The organism is Kitasatospora sp. NPDC059577, assembly GCF_042735475.1.
Taxonomy (GTDB): Bacteria; Actinomycetota; Actinomycetes; order Streptomycetales; family Streptomycetaceae; genus Kitasatospora.
Window position 1 is genome coordinate 1 of the sequence record NZ_JBHWBZ010000092.1, and the last position, 26,001, is coordinate 26,001.

Annotated in this window: 19 protein-coding genes and 1 pseudogene; 4 read left to right on the top strand and 16 right to left on the bottom strand. The window is 76.2% G+C overall.

Annotation, left to right across the window (positions count from 1 at the left end):
- Nucleotides 1-269: 269 nt before the first annotated feature.
- From ACFV0O_RS39205 to ACFV0O_RS39270, 14 genes are all read right to left on the bottom strand, one after another.
- Nucleotides 270-1,904: an alpha/beta fold hydrolase gene (locus ACFV0O_RS39205; RefSeq protein WP_380349236.1), complete on the bottom strand. Its 1,635-nt coding sequence runs from the start codon at nucleotides 1,902-1,904 to the stop codon at nucleotides 270-272.
- A 5-nt stretch (nucleotides 1,905-1,909) separates the two neighbouring features.
- Nucleotides 1,910-3,547, bottom strand: a complete 1,638-nt coding sequence (locus ACFV0O_RS39210) for an alpha/beta fold hydrolase (RefSeq protein ID WP_380349206.1) — start codon at nucleotides 3,545-3,547, stop codon at nucleotides 1,910-1,912.
- A gap of 761 nt (nucleotides 3,548-4,308) precedes the next feature.
- Nucleotides 4,309-5,223 (bottom strand): alpha/beta hydrolase, encoded by a 915-nt coding sequence (locus ACFV0O_RS39215; protein WP_380349208.1) that lies wholly within the window; start codon nucleotides 5,221-5,223, stop codon nucleotides 4,309-4,311.
- Nucleotides 5,224-5,248: 25 nt separating this feature from the next.
- On the bottom strand, nucleotides 5,249-5,998 hold the full coding sequence (locus ACFV0O_RS39220) for an indole-3-glycerol-phosphate synthase (RefSeq protein WP_380349210.1): 750 nt from the start codon (nucleotides 5,996-5,998) through the stop codon (nucleotides 5,249-5,251).
- Nucleotides 5,995-6,714: an N-(5'-phosphoribosyl)anthranilate isomerase gene (locus tag ACFV0O_RS39225; RefSeq protein WP_380349212.1), complete on the bottom strand. Its 720-nt coding sequence runs from the start codon at nucleotides 6,712-6,714 to the stop codon at nucleotides 5,995-5,997. The genes ACFV0O_RS39220 and ACFV0O_RS39225 overlap by 4 nt, the downstream gene beginning before the upstream one ends.
- Entirely contained in the window at nucleotides 6,711-7,856 is a 1,146-nt protein-coding gene (locus ACFV0O_RS39230; protein WP_380349214.1) for an acyl-CoA dehydrogenase family protein, read from the bottom strand. Before ACFV0O_RS39230 ends, ACFV0O_RS39225 begins: the two co-directional genes overlap by 4 nt.
- Nucleotides 7,857-8,049: 193 nt before the next feature.
- On the bottom strand, nucleotides 8,050-8,424 hold the full coding sequence (locus ACFV0O_RS39235; RefSeq protein ID WP_360262728.1) for an ectoine synthase: 375 nt from the start codon (nucleotides 8,422-8,424) through the stop codon (nucleotides 8,050-8,052).
- A complete protein-coding gene (gene trpA / locus ACFV0O_RS39240) occupies nucleotides 8,418-9,347 on the bottom strand; it encodes a tryptophan synthase subunit alpha (RefSeq protein WP_380349216.1) in 930 nt (309 codons plus the stop codon). Before trpA ends, ACFV0O_RS39235 begins: the two co-directional genes overlap by 7 nt.
- The gene (locus ACFV0O_RS39245) at nucleotides 9,340-10,371 is read right to left on the bottom strand and encodes a hypothetical protein (RefSeq protein WP_380349219.1); all 1,032 of its coding nucleotides are present in this window, start codon (nucleotides 10,369-10,371) and stop codon (nucleotides 9,340-9,342) included. Before ACFV0O_RS39245 ends, trpA begins: the two co-directional genes overlap by 8 nt.
- Before the next feature lie 3 nt (nucleotides 10,372-10,374).
- Nucleotides 10,375-10,644, bottom strand: a complete 270-nt coding sequence (locus ACFV0O_RS39250; protein WP_360262725.1) for a phosphopantetheine-binding protein — start codon at nucleotides 10,642-10,644, stop codon at nucleotides 10,375-10,377.
- 60 nt (nucleotides 10,645-10,704) lie between these two features.
- Nucleotides 10,705-12,228 carry an AMP-binding protein gene (locus tag ACFV0O_RS39255; protein WP_380349221.1) on the bottom strand — a complete coding sequence of 508 codons (1,524 nt, stop codon included), beginning with the start codon at nucleotides 12,226-12,228 and terminating at the stop codon, nucleotides 10,705-10,707.
- A gap of 5 nt (nucleotides 12,229-12,233) precedes the next feature.
- The gene (locus tag ACFV0O_RS39260) at nucleotides 12,234-13,061 is read right to left on the bottom strand and encodes a MaoC/PaaZ C-terminal domain-containing protein (RefSeq protein WP_380349223.1); all 828 of its coding nucleotides are present in this window, start codon (nucleotides 13,059-13,061) and stop codon (nucleotides 12,234-12,236) included.
- Nucleotides 13,058-14,293, bottom strand: a complete 1,236-nt coding sequence (locus tag ACFV0O_RS39265; protein ID WP_380349225.1) for a beta-ketoacyl-[acyl-carrier-protein] synthase family protein — start codon at nucleotides 14,291-14,293, stop codon at nucleotides 13,058-13,060. Before ACFV0O_RS39265 ends, ACFV0O_RS39260 begins: the two co-directional genes overlap by 4 nt.
- A 38-nt stretch (nucleotides 14,294-14,331) precedes the next feature.
- Nucleotides 14,332-15,543 (bottom strand): aminotransferase class I/II-fold pyridoxal phosphate-dependent enzyme, encoded by a 1,212-nt coding sequence (locus tag ACFV0O_RS39270; protein ID WP_360262721.1) that lies wholly within the window; start codon nucleotides 15,541-15,543, stop codon nucleotides 14,332-14,334.
- A 738-nt stretch (nucleotides 15,544-16,281) separates the two neighbouring features.
- On the opposite strand from ACFV0O_RS39270, the gene ACFV0O_RS39275 reads away from it, so the two are divergent.
- The 3 genes and pseudogenes from ACFV0O_RS39275 to ACFV0O_RS39285 all read left to right on the top strand — a co-directional run.
- Nucleotides 16,282-17,154 carry a BTAD domain-containing putative transcriptional regulator gene (locus ACFV0O_RS39275; protein ID WP_380349228.1) on the top strand — a complete coding sequence of 291 codons (873 nt, stop codon included), beginning with the start codon at nucleotides 16,282-16,284 and terminating at the stop codon, nucleotides 17,152-17,154.
- A 1,680-nt stretch (nucleotides 17,155-18,834) separates the two neighbouring features.
- Nucleotides 18,835-19,170 (top strand): transcriptional regulator, encoded by a 336-nt coding sequence (locus ACFV0O_RS39280; protein WP_360262718.1) that lies wholly within the window; start codon nucleotides 18,835-18,837, stop codon nucleotides 19,168-19,170.
- Nucleotides 19,171-19,448: 278 nt separating this feature from the next.
- Nucleotides 19,449-20,181 (top strand): annotated as a pseudogene (locus tag ACFV0O_RS39285) (IS5/IS1182 family transposase); the annotation flags it as partial.
- A 111-nt stretch (nucleotides 20,182-20,292) separates the two neighbouring features.
- Here ACFV0O_RS39285 and ACFV0O_RS39290 read toward each other — a convergent pair.
- Complete coding sequence (locus ACFV0O_RS39290; RefSeq protein WP_380349230.1) at nucleotides 20,293-20,628, bottom strand: hypothetical protein; 336 nt, start codon at nucleotides 20,626-20,628, stop codon at nucleotides 20,293-20,295.
- A 578-nt stretch (nucleotides 20,629-21,206) separates the two neighbouring features.
- Here ACFV0O_RS39290 and ACFV0O_RS39295 point away from each other — a divergent pair.
- A complete protein-coding gene (locus ACFV0O_RS39295) occupies nucleotides 21,207-22,226 on the top strand; it encodes a phosphotransferase family protein (protein WP_380349232.1) in 1,020 nt (339 codons plus the stop codon).
- Nucleotides 22,227-24,849: 2,623 nt separating this feature from the next.
- On the opposite strand, the gene ACFV0O_RS39300 is transcribed toward ACFV0O_RS39295, so the two are convergent.
- Nucleotides 24,850-25,593: an MBL fold metallo-hydrolase gene (locus tag ACFV0O_RS39300; RefSeq protein ID WP_380349234.1), complete on the bottom strand. Its 744-nt coding sequence runs from the start codon at nucleotides 25,591-25,593 to the stop codon at nucleotides 24,850-24,852.
- Between the last annotated feature and the right edge of the window lie 408 nt (nucleotides 25,594-26,001).

Consider the following 26,001-nt stretch of genomic DNA (forward strand, 5'->3'; position numbering starts at 1 on the left):
GGCCGCGGAGCTGGGCGGCGGTCTGGGGGGGGGGGGGGGGGGGGGGGCGGGGGGGGGGGGGGGCGCGGGCGCGCGCCCGGCGGGCGGCCCCCCCCCGCCCCCCCCCCCCCCGCCGGTATGTGTGGATGTGGAATTCCTCCTGTACATCCCTTCCGGTGTCTCCCTGTCTCCTTGTCTCCCGGAGCGGATGTCAGGCGGGCCCCCGCCGGCCGTTTCGCCGCCGGGACCGGGCGTCCGGGTCCGGCGTCACGGGGCGGCCGGGTCCGGCGTCACGGGGCGATCTCGAACTCGGGCGGCTGCAGGCCCGCGAGGCAGCCCGTGTCCGGGGCGGTCGGGGTGTCGAAGAACGAGCGGGTGATCGACTGCGCGCACGGGGAGTCGGCGAAGACCACGTGGGCGACGTAGGGGACCGTGACCTCGGTGGAGCGGCTCAGGGTGCGGGCGGCGTAGGGGCCGCTGCTCGGGGCGGTCTGGGCGTCGAACCCGCCGGACAGGACGAGGGAGGGGATGTCGCTGCGGGTCACGTCCCGGACCGAGGACGGTGCGGCGGGCACGTCCCAGGCGCGGCAGTCCGCGTGGAGCCAGGCGAGCCCGGGGGCGTTGGCCAGCACCGAGTCGGGGAACGACGGGAACGCGCGCCGCCCGGCCTCGATCACGTCCTCCTCGCTCTCGAACGGTGTCCACTCGCGGCAGAAGACGCCGTAGGCGAGGCCGTGGGAGAGCCGGCCGACGGCCTGCGGGCTGAGTTTGCCGCCCGCCCACTGCTCGGCGATGCGCTGCGGGTTGCCGTGGGCCAGTTCGTCGATGGAGCGGGGCACGCCGGCCGCCAGGTGGCTGGCGAAGGTCAGCCAGTTCACCAGCACGCCGCCGTCCAGCACCACCTCCACCGGGTCCGGGTGGCCCGGGACGGTGACGGTGGTGGTGACCGGCCGGGCTTCGAGTTCGCCGACGAGGCGTTCGAAGACGGCCTTCAGGTCCGGGTAGCGGTCGTTGCAGGCGCTCTGCTGCGCGCAGGCCCGGAAGATGCCGTCGAAGCCCTCCCGTGCGGCCGTCCAGGTCACGGCGCCGCTCGCCAGCGACGGCGGCAGGACGCCGTCGATGCCGACCGACCGGATGCCCTGCGGGTGCTCGCGCAGGTAGAGCAGGGCCAGGTCGGTGCCGTAGGAGATGCCGAACACGTTCCACTGCTCGATGCACAGCGCTTCGCGCAGGTCGGCGTAGTCGGCGGCGCTCTCGGTGGTGTCGTAGGCGGCGAGGTCGGCCCCGCCGCCCGCCAGCGCGTCCCGGCAGGCGCGGGTCTGGCGCACGTGCAGGCGCCCGGTGGACGGTGCGCCGTAGACGAGGTCGAGGGCGTCGGCGTTGAAGTGGTCGATGTTGGGGCAGGTCAGTGCCGGGTCGGCCGAGTAGGTGCCCCGCTGGGACATGAAGATGACGTCCCGGTCGCTGTTCAGGCCGCCGCCCAGCGCCAGTTGGATCTCGGAGACGGCGTCGTCGCCGGGGCCGCCGGCGAACCACACGATCGGGTCGGGCGCGGGCCGGGGCGTGGCGGCCGGCACGATCTCGACTCCGAGGGTGATCGTGCGCCCGTCGTGCCGGGCGCGGTTCTCGGGCACGGTGAGCGTTCCGCAGCGGGCGCCCTCGATCGGGGGCGCGGGGTCGGCCGTGCGCGGGCAGGGGCCCGGCTCGAAGTGGGCGCGGCCCGTGGTGTGGGCGCGCGTGCCCAGCGGCGTGCGGGCGCCCGGGGTCGCCGGGGTGCCGGACCCGGCCCGGGCGGGCAGCGCGGCGAGGCCGACGACGAGGAGCCCGGCCGCGGCCCCGGCCAGCGCGGTGCGCAGCCGTCGCACGGTGCGCAGCCGTGGTGCGGTGCGCAGCCGTGGCGTGGTGCGGTGGTGGGGCGGGTGCATGGACATCACGCGGTTTCCGTTTCGGGGGTGATGGTGAACGGGGCGGGCACGAGGTCGGCCGCGCAGGCGGTGTCGGGTGCGGTCGGGTGGGCGAGGAAGGAGGCCAGGATGCTCTGTGCGCAGGGCGACTGGGGGACCACCCAGTGGCCGATTCCCGGGATCAGTACGTCCGTCGAGCGGGACAGTGTGCGGGCGGCGTAGCGGCCCCAGCCGGCGCCGGTCTTGGAGTCGAAGGTTCCGGACAAGACGAGGGCCGGCACGTCGCTGACGGTGGTCACGCGCTGGACGGCGGTGCGGTCGGGGACGTTCCAGACGTGGCACACGTCGTACTGGAAGGGCAGTTGGGGTGCCTGGGCCAGGACGGTGTCGGGCCAGCCGGGGAAGTTGCGGCGCCCTGCCGCCAGCAGGTCGGCGCGGGAGTAGCCGGGCACCCACTCGCTGCAGGCCACGGACTCCTTGAGGCCGTAGGCGAATTCGCCTACGGCCTGGGTCGCGCCGGCGGCGCGGGCCTGGGCGAAGCGCTGCGGGTTCCCGTGGGCGAGTTCGTCGAGTGCCGCGGGGAGGTCGGCGAACGGGACGGCCTTGGCGACCACCAGGTCCACCAGTGCGCCGCCGTCGAGGACAACGGTGACCGGGGTCGTGCCGCCCGGCGGCCGGGCGGTCAGTGTCAGGGGGTGTTCCTCCAGGCGCCGGACCTGTCGGGTGAGTGTCTGCGGGAGGTCGGGGTAGCGGTCCCTGCAGGCGGGCTGGGCCTCGCACGCCGCGAAGACCGCGTCGATGCCCTCCCGGAAGCTGTCCCAGGTCCACGGCAGGTTCACGACGGGCGGGGGTGCGACCGAGTCGATGGCCACCGAGCGGATTCCCCGGGGGTGCAGGCGCAGGTGGGTGAGGGCCAGGTCGGTGCCGTAGGAGTAGCCGTAGACGTTCCAGTGGTCGATGTGCAGGGCCGTGCGCAGGTCGGCGAAGTCGGCGGCGTTCTCGGTGGTGTTGTAGGCGCTCAGGTCGGCTCCGCCGGCGCTGAGCCGGTCGCGGCACTGCGCCGTCGCCCGTACCAGGAGTGCTCCGGTCGAGGGGGCGTCGAGGGGCAGTCCCACGGCTTGGGCGTAGAAGCGGTCGACCTCCGGGCAGGCGAGGTTCGGCTCGGAGTGGAGGGTTCCGCGCTGGGCCATGACGATCAGGTCGTGGTCGCGGTTCACGCCGGCGGCGGTCAGGAACGGGATGTTGCCGAAGGCGTCGCCGCCGGGGCCGCCTTCCATGAACACCACCGGGTCCGCGGCGGGCGTCGCGGAGGCGGCCGGGACGATCGCGACGGCCAGGCGCACGGTCCGTCCGTGCGGGTGGGCGCGGTTCTCGGGCACCTCCAGGGTGCCGCAGTGTCCGGGGACCGGCTCGGGGGTCTGCGGGCAGGGGCCCGGCGTGAAGTGCGGCCGGGTTCCCGGCCCGTTCTCACCGGCCGGAGCGGCCGTGGCGCGGAGCGGCGCGGGGGCGAGGGCGCCGAGGAGGGCCACGGCGGCCGCGGCCAGCGCGGTCGCGGTGCGGGCGCCGCGGGTGCGCCGGCGGGCGCAGCGGGTGCGCGGCCGTCTTCGGGGCGGGGCGCCGCCGTGGGAGGGCGGCGGGCAGCCGGGGCCGGTGTCCTGTTCCATCGTGTGATCCCGTCTCCTCACGCCCCCGGCCGGCCCGGTCGGGACGGCCCCGCGCGGCGCCGTTCGCCGTCGCAGGGTCGGAACGGGCACCACCGGGGCCCAGCCTGTGGTGGCGCGCGGTCGCCCACCAGCGGTGGGATCCACTCGGCGCACACCTCCCCCACCCCGGGGAGGGGAAGGCGCGGCGGGGCGTGGACGGGGCTGCGGGCGAGGGCGCCGGCGGCGGCATGGGCGGCGGGTTCCCTGGCGGCACAGGGCGGGTGACGGTGCGGCGGGGACGGGCCGGGAGACACGCGGGCGGGACGGGGACGTGCCGGGGCCGACAGCGGGCGTCCTGGCGGCGCCGGGCGGGGCCGGCCTGGGGCCGCGGGCGAGGGCGCCGGGCGGGGCCGGCCTGGGGCCGCGGGCGAGGGCGCCGGCGGCGGGCGTCCTGGCGGCGCGGGGCGGGTGACGGTGCGGCGCCGACCGGACGGACCGGGGCGCAGGGGGTGGGTCGGGGCCGGGGCTGTGCGGTGCGGCGGGTGGAACGGGGATCTGTCCGCCGGTCGCCGTCGCGCCCGCGCCGTCCTCGGTCCGGCGCCGGCTCGCCGCCGGGGCCGGGCCGGTGCCGCGCGCGGGGCGGGTTCGCGGGGCGGGGGTCCGTACGGCGAGGGGGCCCCGCCGTCCCTGCCCCGGGGGCGGCGGGGGCTGTGGCGTCCTGTGCCGGGTGGCGTGCGCGGCGTGCGCGGCGTGTGCGGTGTGGCGGGTGCTGCGGTCAGCGGTCAGCGGGCGGCGGCCAGTGCGGGCTGCGCGGTGGCGGTGGCCGTGGTGGTGGGGCGGGTGCGGCAGTCGTCGGTGAAGGCGAGGGCGCGCAGGTGGTAGGGGCGGGCGGCGTGGCCGAGGGAGAGGTTGTGGCCGGCGCCGTGGGCGGTGACCAGGTGGGCCAGGCCGGGGGCGAAGGCGGCGGTGAGCGCGGTGCGGTGGGCGGTGTCCAGGCGCCACCAGTGTTCGTGCTCGGCGAGGGTGAGGCGCACCGGGACGCGGACGCGGGCGGCGAGGGCGGCGTAGCGGGCGGGCCAGGTGGCGAGTTCGCGGGCTTCGAGGGCGGGGACGGGGGTGAGCAGGGCGCGGGCGGCGTGGAAGGTGCCGGGTGGGTAGAGGCCGAGGGGGCCCCAGTTGAGGCGGCCGCCGCCGGCGAGGTCGTCGGGGCGGTCCCAGGCGCCGGGGGCGTAGTGCTGGGCGAGGCCGTTGATGTCGGCGCCGAGCAGGGGCAGGCGGGGGTCGTGGGGCCAGTGGGCGGCGAGGTGGAGGGCGATCTTGCCGCCGAAGGAGTGGGCGAGGAGCTGGACGCCGGCGCCGACGGGGTGGGCGCGGGCGTAGTCGGTGAGGGCGGCGTGCAGGGTGGTGGCCTGGTCGGCGATGAGGTGGCCGTGGGGCAGGCGGTGGGCGGAGGCGCCGTGGCCGGGGCGGTCGACGGCCAGCACGGTGTAGCCGAGGTCGGCGGCGAGGGTGAGCAGGCTGGTGTCGGGGTGGGCGGGGCCGTCGAAGTAGGCGGCGCGCATGCCGCGGCCGTGGATGGCGAGGATGACGGCTTTGGGTTCGCCGTGTTCGGGTTCGGCGACGAGGGCGGAGATGGGGATGCCGTCGGCGTCCAGGACGAGGGAGCGGGTGCGGGTGCGCAGCGGGGTGGTGGTCATGCGGCGGCTCCGGTGCGGGTGGTGGTCATGCGGCGACGCCGGTGCGGGCGGTGTCGAGGGTGGTGAGCCAGGTGTCGATGTCGGTGGTGCGCATGAGGGCGGTGCCGACGAGGAGTCCTGCGTAGCCGGCGTCCAGGAGGCGGGCGGCGGTGTGGGGGTCGGTGATGGCGGAGGCGGAGACGGGGGCGCGGCAGCCGGCGGCGCGGACGGCGGGCAGCAGGTGCAGGCTGCGTCGGAGGTCGCCGGGGTCGCGTTCGCGGGTGCGGATGTCCTTGTTGTTGACGGCGATGACGCAGTCCTGGGGGTGGGGCAGGGCGTCGAGTTCGCGTTCGTCGGTGATTTCGACGAAGGGGGTGAGGCCGAGGCCGAGGGCGTGGGTGATCAGGCGGGTGAGGGAGGTGGCGGGCAGGAGGGCGGCGGTGAGCAGGACGGCGGAGGCGCCCATGGCGTGGGCGGCTTCGAGTTGGGCGGGGCGGGTGAGGAAGTCCTTTTGGAGGACGGGCAGGGTGGTGGCGGCGGTGACGTCGCGCAGGAGGCGGGTGGTGCCGCCGAACCAGCGGCCGGTGACGACGGACAGGCAGGGGGCGCCGGCTTGTTCGTAGCGGGTGACGAGGTCGGTGACGGTGCGTTCGCCGAGGAGGTCGTTGCCGTGGGGGTCGCGGAGTTTGACTTCCATGACGAGGGGGCGGCGGGCTGTGAGGAGGGCGTCGACGAAGCTCGTGCGGGCCTGGCTGGGGGCGGGCGTTGCGGTGGTGGTCTCGCTTCGCTCGTTCATACGGCGGCCTCCTGGAGGCGCGGGTGCCAGGCGCGGGTGAGGGCGGTGACGGCGTCGTGGGTGAAGCGGCCGGTGCGGTCGCGGGCGGCGGTGTCGATGTCGGCGCCGGCGTAGAGGGGGTGGTCGGTGACGGTGCGGTAGGTGGCGCGGTTGGCGGTGTTGAGGCCGCCGGCGAGGAGGAAGGGGATGGTGAGGCGGGGCAGCAGGGCGTGGACGTGGTCGGGGTCCAGGGCCTGGCCGGTGGAGCCGACGCGGCCGTCGTCGGTGACGGTGTCGAGGAGGAACAGGTCGCATCCGGCGCGTTCGAAGGCGCGGGTGAAGGCGCGTTCGAGGCAGCGTCCGCGGGAGATGTGGAGGACTTTGACGAGGACGGCGTAGGGCAGTCGTTCGCGTAGGTCGGCGACGAGGGCGGGGCTCTGGTAGGCGTGGAGCTGGATCCAGCGGATGCCGGTGGCGCGGGCGAGGCGGGCGAGGTGGTCGGCGTCGTCGAGGAAGGTGACGAGGACGGGTTCGAGGCCCAGGCGGATGGCGGTGGCGGCGAGGTCGGCGAGGTGGTCGGGGTCGAGGTCGGCGGGGCCGCCGGGGACGCCGTGCCACAGGCCGACGAGGGTGGGGCCGGTGTCGGCGAGCAGGGTGAGGTCGGCGCGGGTGCGGGCGCCGCAGACCTTGAGGTGGCCGGGGCGCACGGGGGCCGGGGCGGGGGCGGGGGCGGTCATTTGCCCAGTCCGAGCATGGCGGCGATGCGGTTGTACTGGATCTCGTTGCTGCCGGAGTAGATGGTGCCGGCGACGGCGTTGCGCACGTCCTTCTCCAGTCCGTATTCGGACATGTAGCCGTTGCCGCCGAAGACCTGGACGGCGGCGAGGGAGGTGGCGAGGTTGGATTCGCTGGTGAGGAGTTTGGCGATGGCCATGTCGACGGTGACGTTGTCGCCGGCTTCGAGGCGCTGGGCGGTGTCGTAGAGCCACTTGCGGGCGGTTTCGAGGCGGATCTTGGTGTCGACGATCTTGTTGGCGACGGACTGGTAGGAGCCGATGGGTTTGCCGAAGGAGACGCGGGTCTTGGCGTAGTCCAGGCAGCGGGCCAGTCGGTGCTGCATCTCGCCGGTGTTGACGATGAAGGAGTAGAGGATCTCGCGTTTCATGACGTGGTCGAGGACCATGAAGCCGCCGCCGACGCGGCCCAGGACGCGGTTCTTGGGCACGCGCACGCCGTCGAGGAAGAGTTCGGACAGCGGGGAGGTGCGCAGTCCCATCTTCTTGATGGGGTTGCCGGTGGTCAGGCCGGGCATGTCGGCGTCGAGGAGGAAGGCGGTGACGCCCAGTGCGCCGCCCTGGGGGTGGGTGCGGGCGTAGACGACGATGACGTCGGCGACGGGGCCGTTGGAGACGAAGGTCTTGGCGCCGGTGAGGATGAAGTCGTCGCCGTCGCGCACCGCGCGGGTGCGCATCTGCATGGCGTCGGAGCCGCTGTCGGACTCGGTGATGGCGTGGGCGCCGATGGCGTCGCCGGAGGCGATGCGGGGCAGGTAGGTCTCTTTGAGGGCGGGTGAGCCGAAGGCCTGCAGGGGCACGCCGGTGGAGGCGATGGAGGTGGTGACGGAGAAGTTGAGGCCGCCGTCGCGGCAGGTCTGTCCGAGGCCTTCGAGGACGTACATGGTGGTGAGCAGGGACTGGCCGAGGCCGCCGTAGCGTTCGTCGAAGGGCAGGGAGAGGATGCCGGTCTTCTGGATCAGGCGCCACTTGTCGTGGGAGAAGGCGGCCTGTTCGTCGCCTTCGATGTGGCCGGCGCTCAGGTCGTCGCCGAAGCGGGCCAGGCCTTCGCGCAGGGCCGTCTGGTCGGCGTTCCAGCGGATCACGGGTGTTGCCGCCTTCCTCCCGGGCCCGCCGGTGTGGGGCCCGGGGTGGCAGGCCGGCGTTGGGTCGCCGGCGCTCGTCTGAACAGAAGGTCTCGCCCGGGCCCGTCGTCGGCCCCCGGTCTCGCCCCGTGGGGCGGCGGCGGGGGGCCGGGGGGACGGGCCCCGGGGGCCGCGGGGGCCTTGAGGACAGGGCCTAGTAGGCGGAGGAGGAGTGCGCGTCGAGCTGGTGGACCTCGTCGCCGCGCAGGGCCGGGGAGAAGACGCAGACCAGGCGCAGGTCCTCGTCGGGGCCGGCGACGAGGTAGTGGGCGTCGTGCTGGTCGAGGGCGTAGAGGCGTCCGGGGGTGATGGGGTGGGAGGTGCCGTCCATGTCGATGACCTCGCCGGAGCCGGCGATGCAGTAGCAGGCCTCGAGGTGGTTGCGGTACTCCAGGCGGGACTTGGTGCCGGCGTTGACGATGGTGTCGGTGAGGCTGTAGCCGAGGCCGTCGCCGGCCACCAGGAAGCGGCGGGACAGGCCGTTGCCCCACTCGACGGTCTTCACGTCGGCGATGTCGCGGATCAGCATGCGTTCGGGTCCTCTCGGGTGGTGGTGCTGGCGGGGGTGAGGGTGGCAGTACCGGCGGTACTGCCGGCGGTGCGGGTGGTGGTGCGGGTGGTGCTGGCGGTGGTGCGTCCGCCGGGTGCGTCCGGGTGTGGGGGACGGGTGGGGCGGAGGTCGGTGAGGTAGGCGCGCAGTTCCTCGACGGGGTCGAGGCCTTCGGTGCGGGCGTGTTCGAGGCGGGCGACGGCGGCGGAGCCGATGATCGCCGCGTCGGCGCCGCTGTCGGCGACGGCGGCCAGGTCGGCGGCGGTCCGGACGCCGAAGCCGACGGCGACGGGGGTCGTGGGGGCGGCGGTGCGCAGCGCGGTGACGGTGTCGGCGAGTGCGCGGTGGCCGCCTGGGGGGGTGGTGCCGGAGCGGCCGTAGTGGGCGACGAGGTAGACGTAGGCGCCTGCTGCGCCGTGGGCGGCGGCGGTGAGGACCTCGGGGGTGGAGGTGGGGTAGCAGGTGGTGACCTGGGGGAGGCCTTCGTCGCGCAGGGCGTGCTGCCAGGCGGGGCGTGCGCGGGGGGGCAGGGCGTGGACGAGCAGGGCGCGGGCTCCGGTGTCGGCGACGGCGCGTGCGGTGGCGGCGGGGTCGCGGTGGCGCAGGCTGTGGCTCCAGTCGGCGAGCAGGACGACCTTGAGGTGGGTCAGTTCGGGCGTGAGGTCGGCGAGTTCGGCCAGGACGGTGTCCAGGGTGGTGCCGGCGTCGAGGGCGCGGGCGGCGGAGCGGCGGATGACGGGGCCGTCGGTGGGTGAGTCGGGGAAGGGGACGGCGAGTTCGAGGACGTCCACGTGCTGGGTGTCGAGGAGGTGGGCGAGGTCGGCCAGGCGGCCGGCGGGGTCGCCGGCGTTGAGGAAGACCGCGAGTCCGGGGGTGCCCGGGGGGAAGAGGGGGTCAGACACCTGCTGCCTCCCGGGGGCGGGCGCCGAGGCGTTCGGCGAGGGAGCGGGGGGCGCCGTCGGTGAGGGCGTCCAGGGCGGTGGTGTAGGCGGTGTGCCAGCGGGTGTGGCGGCCGGAGGCGAGGGCGAGGGCGGCGGCGTTGAGCGCGATGGTGTGGGTGGCGGTGTCGCCGGCCTGTCCGGCCAGGGCGCGCAGGAAGTGGCCGGTGAGGTCGTCGGGGTGGGGTGCGAGGTCGGCGAGGGTGCCGGTGGCGGGGGCGACGGAGCCGGCGGGCAGGTGGATGGCGCCGTCGGGGGTGTGGAGGGTGTTGTCGGTGAAGGGCAGGAGTTCGTCGGCGCCGGCGGTGTTGTGGGCCAGCCACACGGTGCGTGCGCGTACGCGGGGGGCGAGGTGGCGCAGGGCGTCCAGGGGGGCGGCGGCGGAGGCGCCGGTGAGCTGGGCGGTGACGGGGACGGTGGCGAGCAGGGGGCCGAGGGTGTTGAGGAAGGCGCCGAAGGGTTTGAGGGTGAGGGGGTAGAGGACGCGGGCCAGGCGGGTGAGGGCCGGGGGGTAGACGTGGGGGCCGGCGAAGGCGATGCCGTGGCGGGCGAGGTGGTCGGAGGTGGCGGTGTGGCCGGAGGTGAGGGTGATGCCGAGGCGTTCGAGGAGGTCGACGGAGCCGGCGGCGCTGGTGTAGGCGCGGGAGCCGGTCTTGACGACGGGGATGCCGATGGCGGCGGCGGTGAGGGCGGCGGCGGTGGAGAGGTTGAAGGTGGCGGGTCCGCCGCCGGTGCCGACGATGTTGACGCTGCCGGGGTGGGCGGGGCCGGGGTCGGGGGCGCGTTCGGTGAGGGAGGTGGTGAGGGCGGCGAGGGTGGCGGGGTCGGGCAGGCGGGTGGTGAGGCTGGCCAGCAGGGCCGCCGCCTGGGCCCGGTCGCTGTCGCGGGCCGGGCCCAGGGTGCGTTGCTCCAGCTGGTCCCACCACGAGCGCCAAGCGTCCAGGGGGACCGGGCGGCCGGCGAGGAGTGCGGTGAGGGCCGGGTGCATGGGTCAGCCGCCGACCGTGGCGGTGGCCGCGGTGCGGCGCTCGGTGATGAAGGCGTCGATGGCGGTGACGGAGCGGAAGTTGTTGGGGTCCAGGTCGGTGTCGTCGACGGGCAGGTTGAAGTGGTCCTCGACCCAGGCGATGAGTTTGAGGACGCCGAGGCTGTCGATGACGCCGTCGGAGAGGAGGTCGTGGTCGTCGGCGAGCTGGTCGGGGGTGACGTCGGGCAGGAATTCCTCGATGAGGAAGCGCTTGATCTGGGTGATGTTGCTCATGGCGGCAACTCCCTTGTGTCGGTAGTGGGTTGGGATTGGGTTGGGAAAGGGGGGTGGTGGTCAGGGGGTGGGGAGGACGGCCTTGCGGTCGACCTTGCCGGTGGCGGTCTTGGCGAGGGGCTCGTCGTGGATGGCGAGTTTCTCGGGGACGGCGGCGCGCGGCAGGTTACGGGCGAGGTGTTCGCGCAGGGTGAGGGTGTTGAGGGCGGAGCCGGGGGTGCGCCGGACGGCGGCGTGCAGGCGTTTGCCGGTGAGCGGGTCGTTCGCGGCGGCGACGGCGGCTTCGAGGACCTCGGGGTGGGCGAGCAGGACGCGTTCGACTTCGGCGGTGTTGACGGCGACGCCGCGGACCTTGACCTGGAAGTCGGAGCGGCCGGTGAGGTGGACCCGGCCGGTGTCGTCGCGGGTGACGAGGTCGCCGGTGCGGAACCAGCGCCGTCCGGGGCCGGCGCCTTCGGGCTGGGTGGTGAAGCGGCCGGTGTCGCGGGAGCGGTCGAGGTAGCCGGCGGCCTGGAAGGGGGTGGAGACGTAGAGTTCGCCGCTGCCGGGGCCTTCGACGGGGGTGCCGTCGGGGGTGGCGATGAGGGTGCGTACGCCGGGCAGGGGCGTGCCGATGGGCACGGGCAGGGCGGCGGCGGCGTCCAGGCGGTCCAGGCGGTGCAGGAAGCTGTCGTTGGTCTCGGTGCAGCCGTAGATGTTGTAGAGGCGGGCTGCGGGCAGCAGGGCGGGCAGGGCGGCCAGGGTGCGGGCGTCGATGGCGTCGCCGGTGAACGCGGCGTGTTCGACGCTGTCCAGGACGGTGGTGCCGGCGGCCTGGACGAGCAGGGCGTAGGCGAGGGGGACGGCCTGCAGGACGTGCGGGCGGTGGCGGGTGAGCCGGGTGAGCAGGTGGCGGGCGTTGAGGGCGTGGGCGGGGTCGATGAGCAGGCAGGTGCCGCCGGCGGCGAGGGTGGCCCACACGTCGAGCAGGGCGAGGTCGAAGTTGAGCGGCGCGTAGTTGGCGACGACGCGGCCGGGGCCGAGGTCGAAGGTGTCGTGGGCCCAGGCGGTGAAGCGGTCGACGGCGCTCTGCGCGAGGGGGACGATCTTGGGCAGGTCGGTGGAGCCGGAGGTGGTGAGCATGAACGAGGTGCCGGCCGCCAGGGTGGGCACCGGGGCGGGGCGGGCGAGGGCGGGCAGGGCGGGGGCGTCCTGGCCGAGGGGGGCGAGCAGGCGGCGGGCGCCGGCCTGGGCGAACAGGGCGGCCAGCAGGGCCGGGGCGAGCTGCGGGGAGGGCAGCAGGAAGGGGCGGCGTTCGGTGAGGCAGGCCAGGACCAGGGCGATCGCCTCGGGTGACTTGACGGCGAGCAGGCCCACCGGCTCGCCCGGGGCGAGGTCCAGGGCGTTCAGGCGCGCGCGTTCGGCGTCGGCGAGGGCGGCGAGCTCGCCGTAGGTGACGGTGCGTTCGTGCCACAGCAGGGCGGGGGCGTGCGGGTGGGTGCGGGCGTGGGCGGTGAACGCGTCGGGCAGCGGCAGCGGCGCCGGGGCCGCCGCGGCGCGGGTCGCGGAGGTCGCGGAGGTCGCGGGGGTGGGGGTGGTGGTCATCGGGTTCACTCCCCCGCCGGGGCGATCCGCGCCCAGCCGGCCTTGACGGCGGTGCCCGCGTCGGTGGCGACGGTGAAGCGCACCACCGTGCCCGCGTCGTGGGGCTGCAGGGTCAGGCGCAGCTCGGTGCCGGGGCGGGTGGGGGCGGCGAAGCGGGCGCCGAGGGCGGTGATGCGGGCGGGGTCGCCGGCGGCGTGGCGGTCGGTGATCTCCTCGGCGGCCAGGGCGAGCAGGTGCATGCCGTGGGCGATGGTGGCGGGGAAGCCGGCTGCGCGGGCGGCGTCGTCGTCGAGGTGGATCGGGTTGAGGTCGCCGGAGGCGTGGGCGTAGGCGGTGGTGTCGGCGGTGCTCAGGGTGTGGGTGAGGGTGAGCGGTGGGCCGTCGGGGGTGGTGCCGGGGTGGGCGGCGGGGGCCAGGGTGCCGTGGGGTTCGGTGCCGGTGGCGCCGACCAGGAGGGCGGAGGTGTGCAGGTCGGCGACGGGGCGGCCGGTGGCGGTGTCGGTGAGGCGGGTGGTGAGGGCCAGGCGGGTGCCGCGGGCCTCGCGGCGGGCGGCGGTGACCTCGACGGTGACGTCGAGGTCGCCCGGGGTCGGGGGGGTGTGGGTGTGGATCTCCTGGGCGAGGTGGACCACGCCGGTGAAGCCGTCGTCGCCGGCGGTCAGGGCGGTGACGGTGTGCTGGGCCAGGGCGTGGGCGGCGACGAAGGGGTGCGCGGGGCTGGCGCCCCCGGTGGCGGCGGGCAGGCCGGTGCGGGCGGCGGCGCGGTAGGCGGCCAGGTCGCGGTCGGTGACGGTCAGCCGGGTGCGCCGGAGGTGGGGGGAGGTCGTGGTCATAGCGGGGTCACCACCAGGGTCGAGTTGTGGCCGCCGAAGCCGAACGAGTTGGACAGCGCGGCGCCGCTTGGGATGGGGCGGGCGGCGGTGTGGACGACGTCGAGGTCCAGGCCCTCTTCGGTCTTCTCGTGGTTGGCGGTGGGAGGGACGGTGCGGGTGTTCATGGCCTCGATGGCGGCGATCAGCTCGACGGCGCCGGCGGCGCCGATCAGGTGGCCGATGGCGCCCTTGGTGGAGGTGACCGGCACGCCGTGGGGGCCGAACACGGTGGCCAGGGCGGCGGCTTCGGCGCGGTCGTTGTGCACGGTGGAGGTGCCGTGGGCGTTGACGTGGGCGATGTCGGCGGGGCTCAGGCCGGCGTCGGCCAGGGCGGCGCGCATCGCGGCGACGGCGCCGGCACCGTCGGGGCGCGGGTTGGACAGGTGGTAGGCGTCCGAGCTGGAGCCGTACCCGGCGAGCAGCGCGTAGGGGGTGCGGGCGCGGGCGCGGGCGTCGTCCAGGCGTTCCAGGACGAGGAAGCCGGCGCCCTCGCCCATGACGAAGCCGTCGCGGTCGGTGTCGAAGGGGCGCGAGGCGCGGGCGGGGTCGTCGTTGCGCAGGGAGTGCGCGCCGAGGTTGCCGAACGCGGCGAGGGTGACCGGGGTGAGGGTGGCCTCGCAGCCGCCGGCGACGACGACGTCCGCGCGTCCGCTCTCCAGCAGCAGGGCGGCGTGGCCGATGGCGTCGGCGCTGGAGGCGCAGGTGGTGGCGATGGTCAGGGCAGGTCCGCTCCACTGCAGGCGCATGGCGATCTGGGCGGCGGCGGCGTTGGGCATGGTGACCAGGGGCATCAGCGGGGAGACCCGCAGCGGCCCGTGTTCGGTGTACAGGGCCGATTCGCGGTCGCTGGTGGTGCGTCCGCCGACGGCGTTGCCGACGACGATCGCGCTGCGCCCGGGGCCGGGTTCGGGGCTGCCGGCGTCGTGGTGGGCGGCGAGGGCGGCCAGGGTGGCGTAGTGGGCGAACGGGTCGAGGCGGCGGGCGTCCTTGGCGGGGACCGGTCCGTCGGCGGGCAGCGGGGCCACGGGGCAGCCCAGGCGGACCCGGTGGCGGGCCAGGGCCGGGTCGTTCAGGGTGGTGGCGGTGGAGCGCCCGGAGGCGACGGTGTGCCAGAACTCCTGGACGGTGTGGCCGGCGGGGCTGACCACGCCGAGGCCGGTGACGGCGATCGGCGGGCGGGTGTGCGGGGCCATGGCTTCCTCTCCTCTCCGGGCCGGGGGCGGGCCGGGTCTCAGATCAGGCCGGTCTGGGCGGCGGCGGTCAGGAACGCGTCGGCGGCGAAGTCGATGTCGGCCGCGGTGTGGCGGGCGGTGACCGCGATGCGCAGGCGGGCCAGGTCGTTGGGCACGGCGGGGGTGACGACGGGCAGGCCGATCACGCCGGCCTTGCGGCAGGCGGTGGCGTAGTCGTAGGCGGCGTCGTCGCTGCCGGCGATGACGGGCAGCACGGCGGTGGTGGAGTCCATGGTGGAGATGCCGGCGTCGTTGAGGCGGGTGCGCAGGCGCTGGGCCTGGACCTGGGTGTGGGTGACGCGTTCGGGTTCGCGGCGCAGGATCCGCAGGGACTCCAGTGCGGCGCCGGTCTGGGCGGGGCCCAGGGCGGCGGAGAACAGGAACGGGCGGGCGGCGTAGCGCAGGTGGCCGATGAGGTCGTGGCTGCCGGCGATCCAGCCGCCCATGGAGGGGATGGCCTTGGAGAGGGTGCCGAGCTTGACGTCGACGCGGACCTTGTGGTCGAAGTGCTCCTCGATGCCGCCGCCGGTGGCGCCGATGACGCCCAGGGCGTGGGCCTCGTCGACCATGAGCAGGGCGTCGTAGCGGTCGCAGACCTCGCGCAGTTCGGGCAGCGGGGCGATGTCGCCGTCCATGGAGTAGACGCTGTCGACGATGACCAGGCGCACGCCGGTGGGGGAGGCGGCCTTGAGGCGGCGCTCCAGGTGGTCGACGTCGTTGTGGCGGAAGCGGGTGACGGTGGCACCCGACAGGCGGCAGCCGTCGACGATGGAGGCGTGGTCGTACTTGTCGATCAGGACGGTGTCGCCCTGGCCGACCAGGGCGCCGACGGTGCCGACGTTGGCGGCGTAGCCGGAGCCGAAGACCAGGGCGCGCTCGCGCTGGGCGAAGCGGGCGACCTCGGCTTCCAGTTCCTCGTGCAGCGGGATGGTGCCGGCCAGGGCGCGCACGCCGTGGTTGCCGGTGCCGTAGACGTCGACGGCGGCCTTGGCGGCGGCGACCACGCGCTCGTCGCCGGCCAGGCCGAGGTAGCTGTAGCCGGACATCATGAGCAGGCGTTCGCCGTCGAGGTCGCAGTAGGCGCTGTCGCGTTCCATGGTGTAGGCGACGAAGCTGTTGCGCCGGGAGGGGTCGGACTCCAGTGCGGCCACCCGGGCGTTCGTTGCGGCGAGCTTCGGCTCCAGGCGGTCCCATGCTCCGGTGGCGTTCACGGGCGTTTCTCCTTCACGGCTTCACGGTTTCCAGGGCTTCACGGCTTTCCGCGGCGTGCGCGGGGTGCCGCGGCCTTTCGCGGGGTGGGCGGGTGGCGCGGCGTCGTGCGGGTGGCGCGGCGGTTCTGCGGGTTCTACGGGTGGCGCGGCTTTTCGCGGGTGCTGCGGCTTTTCGCGGGTGGCGCGGCTTTTCGCGGGTGGCGCGGCGTTTTCGGGTGGCGCGGTGTTCTGCGGGTGGCGCGGCTTTTCGCTTCCGGTTTGTTTCCGGTTTCCGTCCGGTTGTGCTCCGGCCGGATTCCGGCTGTTTTCCGGTGCGGTGCGGTACGGGGTGGGCGCGGGGGCGGTCCGGGGCGGCTGCGGGCGGTCTTTCTCGAAGCCTTCACGCGGGGTGCTCAAGGATGGCTACATTTCTACGGCAGGATGCGCAAGGCGTCCGCAATAGCCGCTCCTCCGGCCTGCGATGACGCTCTGACGTGGGAAAACACTGCGCCCACGACGCATCGACCGGCCGGCGGGTACGTTTTCGCGACCGGTGTTGACACCGCGCCTCGCGGCGAATGTATGGTCGAAATCCGCCGAAAACCGAACGGCTGGTCGGCGGCGAGAAATTGTTCTGTTCCGGGTTTCCCATGCCGACGGCCGGCACGGGCCGTCACTTCCGCTTTGGCTCAAGGGGGTTGGAGCAACGTTGAACGGCTTCAGGGAAGACAGTCCGTCCGGCAGATCGGGGGCGCGGCGATGCTGATCCGCCTCACCGGTCTGGTGGCGATCGAACACGAGGACGGTGCCCCGCAGCACCTGTCCAGCGCCCAGGCCCAGGTGGCGTTCGCCCGCCTGGTCCTGGAACGCTCCAGCGGCACCAGCCGCGACCAACTGGCCGACACCATCTGGCCCGACGGCCTGCCCGACACCTGGGCCTCCGCGCTGCGCAGCGTGGTCAGCCGGGTGCGGGCCTTCGTCACCGACCCCGGCCAGGGCCCCGGCGCCACGCCGCTGATCGCGCAGGGCGGCCGCTACGTGCTGCGCCTGCCGGCCGACGCGGCGGTGGACCTGGAGGCCGCGGCGTCGGCCGTGGGCGAGGCCGGCGAGGCGCTGGCCTGCGGCGGCCACGCCGTCGCCCAGCAGCTGGCCGCCGGGGCACTGGCCAACCTGCGCGGCTCGTTCCTGCCCGACCACGAGGGCGAATGGGCCCAGGGAGTGCGCGAACACGTGGAGGAACTGCGCATCAGCGCACTGGAGACCGCCAGCCTGGCGGCCTCCGCCCTCGGCGAGGAACACCACGCGCTGCGCTGGGCCGACGAGGCGGTGCGCCGCGCCCCGTTCCGCGAGAGCGCCTACCGCTGCCGCATGGAGGCCCTCGCCTCCTCCGGCAACCGCGCCGAGGCGCTGCGCTGCTACCAGCAGCTGCGCCAGGTCCTGGCCGAGGAACTGGGCATCGACCCGGCCGCCGAGACCCAGGAGCTCTACCTCGCCCTGCTGCGCACCCCCACCCCCGCGCCGCCCGCGCCGGCGGCGGTGCGCCCGGTGGACCCGGTGCTGATGGGGATCTTCGAACCCCTCGCCCTGACCCGCCTGCCCCGCCCGGCACCGGCCCCGGCCCGCGCCGCCTGACCCGCCTCCCCGGCGTTCCGGCCGGCCCCCGGCGCACCCCACGGCGCTGCGGCCGGAACGGACCGGGCCGCGCACCTCTCCCCGTCCGCGCGCGTCCCGCGTCACCCCTTCCCTCCCCCGCCGGCACCCCCCCCCCCCCCGGCCCCCCCCCCCCCCGCCCCCCCCCCCCCCGGCCGGGGCACCGCGGTCCCCCCCCCCCCCCGCGCGCCCCCCCCCGGGCGCCCCCGCACCCCGGGCCCCCCCCGGTGCGCGGCGGGGGCACGGGGAACCCCGCCGCGCACGGCGCACCACCCGCCCGCCACGGCGCCCGCGCCTCCGCTCCTCCCCGCACGCCCGGCCCGCGGCCCCGGCCCCGGCACCGGCACCGCCCCCCGGTTCTCCCCCACACCCCCGCCCGGGCCCCGGTCCTGGTCCCCGGCACCGGCTCCGCCGGGCGTGCCGCCCGCCCGCTGCGGCGCCCGGCAGCCCACCACACCCCGCCGGACGGAGCCCGCCCCCGTCCGCCCCTCCCGCTTCCCCCCGCCTTCCCCTTTCTCCCGATGCGCCCCGGCTCCGAGGACCCGCCGGGCGCAGCGCTCCCGTACGGCGCACCTCTCCTCACACCGCAACCGCCCACCCGCACCCGCATCCGCGACACCGGCCCGGGGCGGGCCCGCATCCGCCGCCCCCTCTCTCCCACCCTGGCGTCCCTGCCACGGCCCCGCGCCCATGCCCCAGTCCGGGCGTCCCTGTCACGGCCCGGCCCGGCGATCGCGACCGTCCGTTCCCGCGCCGGCGGGCGCACCGTCCTGCCGTACGGCGCCCCGGCGGTTTGCCGCGCCCCGCCGGACAGGGCCGTCCCGCGCCCGCCCGGTCCCTCTCCCTCCGCCTTCCCCTTTCTCTCGCCGCCCCGACCCCGAGGACCCGCCGGGCGCAGCGCTCCCGTACGGCGCACCTCCCCTCGCAACCACAACCACCGACCCGCATCCGCGACACCGGCCCGGGGCGGGCCCGCATCCGCCGCCCCCTCTCCCCCACCCCGGCGTCCCTGCCACGGCCCCGCGCCCATGCCCCAGTCCCGGCGTCCCTGTCACGGCCCGGCAACCGCGACCGTCCGTTCCCGCGCCCGCCCGGCCCCTCTCCCCCCGCCTTCCCCGTTCTGCCGCCGCGCCCCGGCCCCCGCCCCGAGGACCCGCCGGGCGCAGCGCTCCCCTACGGCGCACCTCCCCTCACACCGCAACCGCCGACCCGCATCCGCGACACCGGCCCGGGGCGGGCCCGCACCCGCCGCCCCCTCTCCCCCACCCCGGCGCCCCTGCCACGCCCACGGCCCGGCCCGGCGACCGTCCGGTCCCGCGCCGGCGGGCGCACCGTCCTGCCGTACGGCGCCCCGGCGGTTTGCCACGCCCCGCCGGACAGGGCCGTCCCGCGCCCGCCCGGTCCCTCTCCCCTGTCCTGCGCCGCTGCCCCGCGCCCTTGCCTCCGGGGCCCGTGCCGGCGGGCGCGGGGCCTGGCGGCGGTGTTGCGCGATCTCCGTGGGCGTGTTGCGGAGGTGTTGCGGTGGGCGTGGCAGATGGGTCGGGCGTAGTAGCGTCGGGGCGTGAAGTCGCGCACGCGGCGCGGTTTTTGACCATTGGACGGACGGGGGTCGAGCGTTGGGAAGGGGTGGTGGGTGTGGGACGGGCACGCGTGGCGGCGCGAATGATCGAGCACCCTGGCGTGGAGGACGTGAGCGTCCAGCAGGTGCTGGAGGCGCTCTCTGATCCGGCCCGCAGGTCGGTGGTGCGCACGCTGGCGCACTCGATGGCCGACCTGAGTTGCGGTTCCTTCGACTTGCCGGTGGGGCGTTCGACCTCCAGCCACCACTTCAGTGTGCTGCGCGAGGCGGGGCTGCTGCGCCAGTACTACGTGGGTACGACCAAGATGAATGCGCTGCGCAGCGAGGAGCTGGAGCGCCGTTTCCCGGGGCTGTTGTCGGCGGTGGTGGCCGCGGCGGACGCGGAGGTGCGCGCGGGCGCCCCATCCAGGCCGACATGACGGCCAATCACGGCCGGTGACGGCCGGTCGGTCGGTGACGGCCCCGGTCAGCCGGTGACGGTGGCGGTGGCGGTGGGGACGATCTCGCCGGTCCGGGTGCCGGTCTCCGGGCAGCGGTGGGCCTCGGCGATGGTGTCGAGGCCCACGGGGACCCGGTCGGCGGCGGGGCGAGGGTGCCGTCGGCCGGGCCGGCGGCGACGAAGGCGAGGGCGCGGCACGGGCGTTCGTCGTCGCGGGTGACTTCGAAGGCATCTCGTCCGGGCTTGCGGGCTGCTCCCGTGACGATCCTGCAGCGCCTGGTACCGGACGGGTCGTGGGAGCTGTTCCGGCCGGTGGCGCCGGCGGCGGCGGTCGTGTCCGTCGCGGCGGCGGGGTGCACGTGGGCCCGGCCGCCGACGGGTTCCGGTCCGTCCGGGCCGACCGCCCACCGGCGTTTCACCGGGTGGAGCAGGGCCGGGGCGTGGGCCGGGCTCCACCGGTCGTCCCGGACGAGCCCGGCGCGCGGGGCGAGCCGGCCCGGTCGAGGCGTGCGGTCGACCCGGTGAACATGCGGGCCCTGGAAAAGGGGAGTTGACGGGTCCGAGTCCTGTCGATCGGGGCACGTACGGGTCGAAGATCCACCTGCTCGCCGAACGCACCGGTCGACCCCTGTCGCTCGCGGTCCCCGGGGCCGACGTCCACGACGGCCGGGCCCTGATCCCGCTCGTCGGCGCCGTCCCGCCGATCCGCGCACGGCGAGGCCCGAGGCGGTGCCGACCCGGCAGGCTGCACGGCGACACGTCCCACGACCACCGCTTCATCCGCTCCTGCCTTGGCCGCCGGCAGATCCCCGCCCGCATCACCCGCCGGGGAATCGGGTCCTCCGAGTGCCTGGGCCTCCACCGCCGGGTGATCGGGTGCACCGTTGCCTGGGGCGGCGGCTTCCGCCGCCTCCACCGCCGCCACGAACGCAAAGCCGACCACCTCGCCGCCTTCGCCGGCGTCGCAGCAACCCTCATCTGCACCCGCAGACCCCCCGAGGAGATGTCTTCTTCGTGCAGGGGGGGAAGCGGGCTGGTGACGGGGGCGAAGGTGTCCTGGCCGGGCAGGGGGTGTCGCGCGGGCCGGGGCGGCCGTAGACGATCAGGTGTACGCCGGGGGCGAGGGTGAGGGCGCAGGGTCCGGCGACGGGGTCGAGAACGGTGCGTACGCCGCGTCCGGCGGTGGCGGCGGGGTGGCGGGGCGGCGGGCGAGGAGGTCGTCCTCGCCGGTGACGACGACGACGGGCGGCGCCGGTTTCCAGGAGGCCGGAGGCTTGGCGCGGGTGCGGGTGGTGGCGGTGGGCAGGGCGCCCAGGCGGCGGGCGGTGCGGATCACGGCGAGGCCGATGCCGGAGGCGGCGGCGGTGGTCAGGACGTGGCCGCCGTGGCGCAGGTGGACGTCCTCGGCGAGGGCGCCGCAGACGGTGAGGCCGGGCATCCACCCGGCGGCGCCCCGGACGGGGGCGGCAGACGGCGGGGCGGCGGACGACGGCGCGGGCGGGTACGGGGGCGTGGGTGCCGTGGACGCCGTGGTCGTTCCGGCTGAAGGCGGGCACGGTGTCGACCGGGTCACCGACGGCGAAACCGGTGACGCCCTCGCCGAGGGCGTCGAAGGTGCCGCAGGCCTGGTAGCCGGGGGCGACGGGCAGCTGCGGCCGTTCGAGGCGGGTGCCGGCGCACAGGAGCGCCTCGGCGTGGCCGAGGCCGGGGCGGCGACGCGCAGGCGCGGTTCACCGGGCCCGGGAGGGCGCCGGGGGCTCTCGCACACGGTCGGGACCTCGGGCCCCCGGGTGGTCTCGAAGACGACGGTCCCGGGCATCGCACGGCTCCCCCGTGCGGCCGGCGGCGGGCCGGCGGTGCCGGGCCCGGGGCCCCACCCGGGCGGGCCGCGGCCCGCCCGTCAGGCTCCGACGGCGTCGGAACAGCGGCCTGCGGGCAGCCCTCGCACCGGAGTTGAGCATCCGTCACGAAGCCCGCGCCGGGCGGGGGCGGGGGTGGGGCGTAGGCTGTCGGTCCATGATCGAAAACGGGGACGGCCGGGACGGGAACGGGTCCGGCGGGGACGGGTCCGGCGGGGACGGCGGGGGCGGCGGGCGGGACTGGGCCGCGACCCTGCGGTGGGCCGAGGGCGCGCTCGCGCCCGGTGAGCGGATCACGGCGGTGACGGCGCTCAAGGGCGGATGGACCTCGCGGATGCGCCGCCTGGACGTCGAACGCCCGGACGGCGGCGGCCGGTACGCGCTGGTGCTGCGTTCCTTCGTCACCCCGTTCTACCGCCGTCACGCCCCGGCCCTGCTGGCGCGCGAGGCCGGCGTGCTGGGGCTGCTGGAGGGCGGTGGCGTGCCGGCCGCGCGCCTGCGCGCCCTCGACGAGCACGGCGCGGCCTGCGACCACCCGTCCCTGGTGATGACGCACCTGCCCGGCGGGGTGCGCCTGGCCGAGGACGCGGACACCGGCCGGCGCGCGGACCTGCTGGCCGCCCAGCTCGCCGCCGTCCACGCCCTGGAGGTCGACGAGCGGTCGCGTCCGCGCGCCTGGCAGGCGTGGACCGCGCCCGACATCGTGCGCGTCCCCCAGCACACGAAGCGCCCCGCACTGTGGGCGCGGGCGGTGGAGGGGATCCGCCGCGAGGCGCCCGCGCACCGCCCGTGCTTCCTGCACCGCGACTTCCACCCCGGCAACGTGCTGTTCACCGGCAGCGGCGCGAGCCTGGCGGTCAGCGGGGTCGTCGACTGGGTGGAGACCTCCTGGGGCCCGGCCGACCTGGACGTCGCCCACTGCGCCACCGCCCTGGCCCTGCTCCACGGCCCCGCCGCCGGCCTGGCCTTCGCCGACCGCTACCGCGAGGCCGGCGGCGTCCTCGACGAGGGCACCGGCCACCTGTACTGGCGGCTGCTGGACGCCCTCGCCTTCGCCCCGGACGCCGAGAAGGTCGCCGTCCCCTGGCGCGACCTGGGCCGCACCGACCTGACCCCGGCCCTGCTGACCCGCCGCCTGGAGGACTACCTGCAGGCCCTGCTCGACCACCACACCTGACCACCACCCCTGCCCCGACCCGCCTCGCTCCGCCCCACGCGGGAAGCCGGCCGGCCCGACGTCCCGCGCACACCCGTCCGGTAAATGGCGCAGCACCCCAAGCCCGCCGGTCCGCGGCCACACCCGACGCCGCCCCCGCCCCGACCCCGCACAGGCAGCCGGCCGACCCGACCTCCCGCGCGCACCCACCCGGAACCGGCAGTCAACAGCCCAGCACCCCGAACCGGTCGAGCCTGCAACCACACCCACAACCGGCCCACCCCGGCACGGGACGCCAATCAGTCCGACCTCCCATACACGCCACCACCACACGGCAGCAGCCCGAACAAAGCCCACCCCCCTCACCCCACACCGGAAGCCAGCCGGTCCGACTTCCCGTGGACGCCCGCGCGGGCAACCGGCTGAGGGTGAACGGGGCTTCACCCGCAGCCGGTTGAACCGCCGTGGCCGCTTCCCTGCGTCCCTCACCCCATCCGGGCGCCAGGTAGTGAACGAGCCCGCACCTCCTGCCGGTCGGGCGACAGCCACACCCCGACACCCCCATCCGCCGCACCGGCCGGACCCCGCAGCCGTAGCCCGGCCGGGGCTCCCCTGTGTCCCGCACCGGGGGCACCGGGCAGTGGACGGCGCAGCACCCCCGGCCGGTTGGTCCGCCGTGCTTCCCGCCAGGGGCCCCGCTGCCGGCCCGGGGTGGCGTCCCCCTGCTCTTCCCGTCCGGAAGGCCGCCCCCGCCGGCCTCCCGCGCTCACTCACGGATCGCAGCCGTACCCCGGAACCTGCACCGCTCCGGAACGGGAAGCCGGCCACACCGGCCTCCCCCGCGCCACCGCGTCAGGCCGCCACGCGAACAAAAGCCCCGCCCCCCGGCCCGAACAGTCGGCCCCACCGGCCTCCCGTCCGCTCGCCCATCCGACATCCGGGGCAGTGAACGGGCCCGCGCTTTCCGCCGGTTGGGCCGCAGTCCGGCAGCCGCCCATCCCGCCCCGGCACGGGAAGCCGGCCTCGCCGGCCTCCTGCGCGCCCTCACCCGGACATCAGGAAGCAGCCAGGGCCACACGCACTCCCGGTCGGCCCGCAGCCACACCCCGGACGCCCGCCCCGGCACCGGAAGCTGGCCGGTCCGACTTCCCGCGCGCCACCGCCGTACAGCGGGACACCGTCCGCCCACCCCACGCCGGCCGGCCCGGGCAAGGGACCCGCCCCCCTGCCCGCGCGCGGCATCGGCCCGGCCGCGCGCCCGGCCGGGCACCGGCCGGTGGACGGGGCTTCACTCACGGCCGGTTGAGCCACAGCGGCCTCCGGCCCCGCCCCTCGCCCGCGCGCGGAAAGGTCGGTCTCCTCGACCATCGCGCACCCCCGTCCGGACAGCGGGCAGTGAGAACAGGGCGGCACCCTCCACCGATCGGCCGCCGGCCCGCCCCCACCCACCGCGCCACGGCACAGGAAGTCGGCCGGTCCGACTTCCCACGCACCACTCACCCCCACACCGCTCACCCACAGGCCGGCAGCCCGTACAGGGCCCCGGACCGCGCCGCGCCGCGCCGCGCCGCGCCCAGGAAGCCGACCCCGCCGACCTGCCGTGCCCCGAACCGGGCACAGGAGGTCGGCGGACGGGCCTGGCCTGCCGCCGGTCGACCTGCTGCGACGTCCGTCCCTCGCCAGTACGAAAATTGGCCCCTCCACGGACACCGGGCAGTGAACAGGCCTGCGAATCCTCCCGGTCGAGCGACCGGCACCCCCAGCACCCCCGGCACACCCAGCCACCGCGCCGATCGCGGACACCCCCGCCCCCACCGGCCGGGCCCCGCTCCCCGCCCCCGGCCCGCACAAGAAGTCGGCCCCACCGACTTCCCGCGCACGCCACCGGGGGTACCGGGGGTACCGGGGGTACCGGGGGTACCGGGGGTACCGGGGGTACCGGGGGTACCGGGCGGTGAACGCCGCAGCGCTGTCAGCCGGTTGGGCCACACCGCCGCCCCTTCGAACGCGCGCCCGCACCGCCCCGACGGCGGCCCGCCCGGGAAGCCGGCCCCGGGCCGGCGTCCTCCCACGTCGTTCGTCCCCGTCGCACGGACCGCAGCCGCACCCCGACGCCTTCACCGCCCCAGCGCGGGAAGTCGGCCCCGCCGACTTCCTCTGCGCGCTCGGTCCTCCGGCCCCTGGGCAGGGAAACAGGCCTGCGCTCGTACCGGTCGAGCCGCAGCCGGCACCCACACGGCACGGCACGGCGCGGCACAGGAAGTCGACCTGTCCGACTTCCCGCGTGCACAAGTCCCGCCCACGCACCGAAAGTCGGCCCCGCCGATCTCCTGTGCACGCCCACCCGGGCAACCGGTAACGGACAAGGGCATCACTGGGGACCGCTTGAGCCACAACACCCTCCCCGGGCCGCAGCCCACACCCCCCACCCACCACGCCAGGGCGCGCCACGGCGGTCGGCAGGACTCGTGGGCGGCCGGCCCGGCTTGTCGCGCACCGCCACCGCAGGCCGACAGTGCGAACAGGCCCCTCTCCCCTCGCCCCGCCCCGGAAGTCGGCCGGTCCGACTTCCCGTGCACGCCCGCGCGGGCGACCGGGCGGCGAACGGGGCGTCGTGTTCTGCCGGCCGGGGCGCGGGGGCCGGTCACAGGGGCAGGTGCTGGTCCTCCTCGGCGGCCGTGACGTCGCCCGCGAAGGTGTGGCGGGCCTCGGCGAGCGGGACGGTGCGGTCGGTGCCGGGCCAGAAGTGGGTGAGCAGCAGCCGGGCGGCACCCGCACGCCGGGCCCACCGCCCGGCCTGGGCGGCGCTGAGCAGATACGGGTCGTCCGGCCCGGTGCCGCACACGGTGACGCCCGCGACGAACAGGTCGGCACCGGCGGCCAGACGCTCCAGGGCCGGGCCGGGGCCCGCGTCACCGCTGTAGGCGAGGGTCAGGCCCGGAGCGCTCAGACGCACGCCCGCGTGCGGGACGTGATGGGGCAGCGGCACGCTCTCCAGAAGCAGCGGGCCCAGGCGGTGGGTGGCGCCGGCGTCGGCGGGCAGGAGGTGGATGTCGAAGACGTCTCGGAGGTCTTCGCTGGGTTCCATCGCCTGGACGCGGGTCACGACGCCCGGCGTGCAGTACAGGGGCAGCAGCGGCGGGCGGGGACTGGCGAAGTAGCGGGCGCGGGCCAGGGCGCTGAGATCGGCGCAGTGGTCGGGGTGTTCATGGGTGATGACGACGGCGTCCGGGCCGGTGGCCGGGGTGTGGCCGAGCAGGCGGGGGAACGTGGCGTAGCCGAGGTCGAGGACGAGGCGGTAACCGTCGTACTCGAGGAGGAAGCCGCTGGCGGCACGGCCCGCTTCGGGGTGGGCGGCACTGGTTCCCAGGACGGTGAGTCGGCGCACCGGGCGATGGTCTCACGGGCGGGGTGCGCCTCCCCGTCCCGGGTGCCCGTTCCCGGGCGGGCCGGTGCAGCCGGTGCAGGTCCGTCACGCCTTCCCGCCGCCCCGTCATCCGGCATGCGACGCAGCCGGGTTCGACACGCCGACGGCCGTGCGGCACGACGGCCGCGGGACGGGCTGCGGGCGGTGCGGGGCTGCGGGCGGTGCGGGGCGGGCGGGCGGGGCCGGACGGCCACGCCGCTGCGGATCCCGCGCCGGCCGGCGCCCGTACCCGCACGACACCGGCACTGGCAGCAACAGCGACGCTGACGGCGGCACGGCGGCACGGCGGCACGGCGGCACGGCGGCACGGCGGCACGGCGGCACGGCGGCACGGCGGCACGGCGGCACGGCGGCACGGCGGCACGGCGG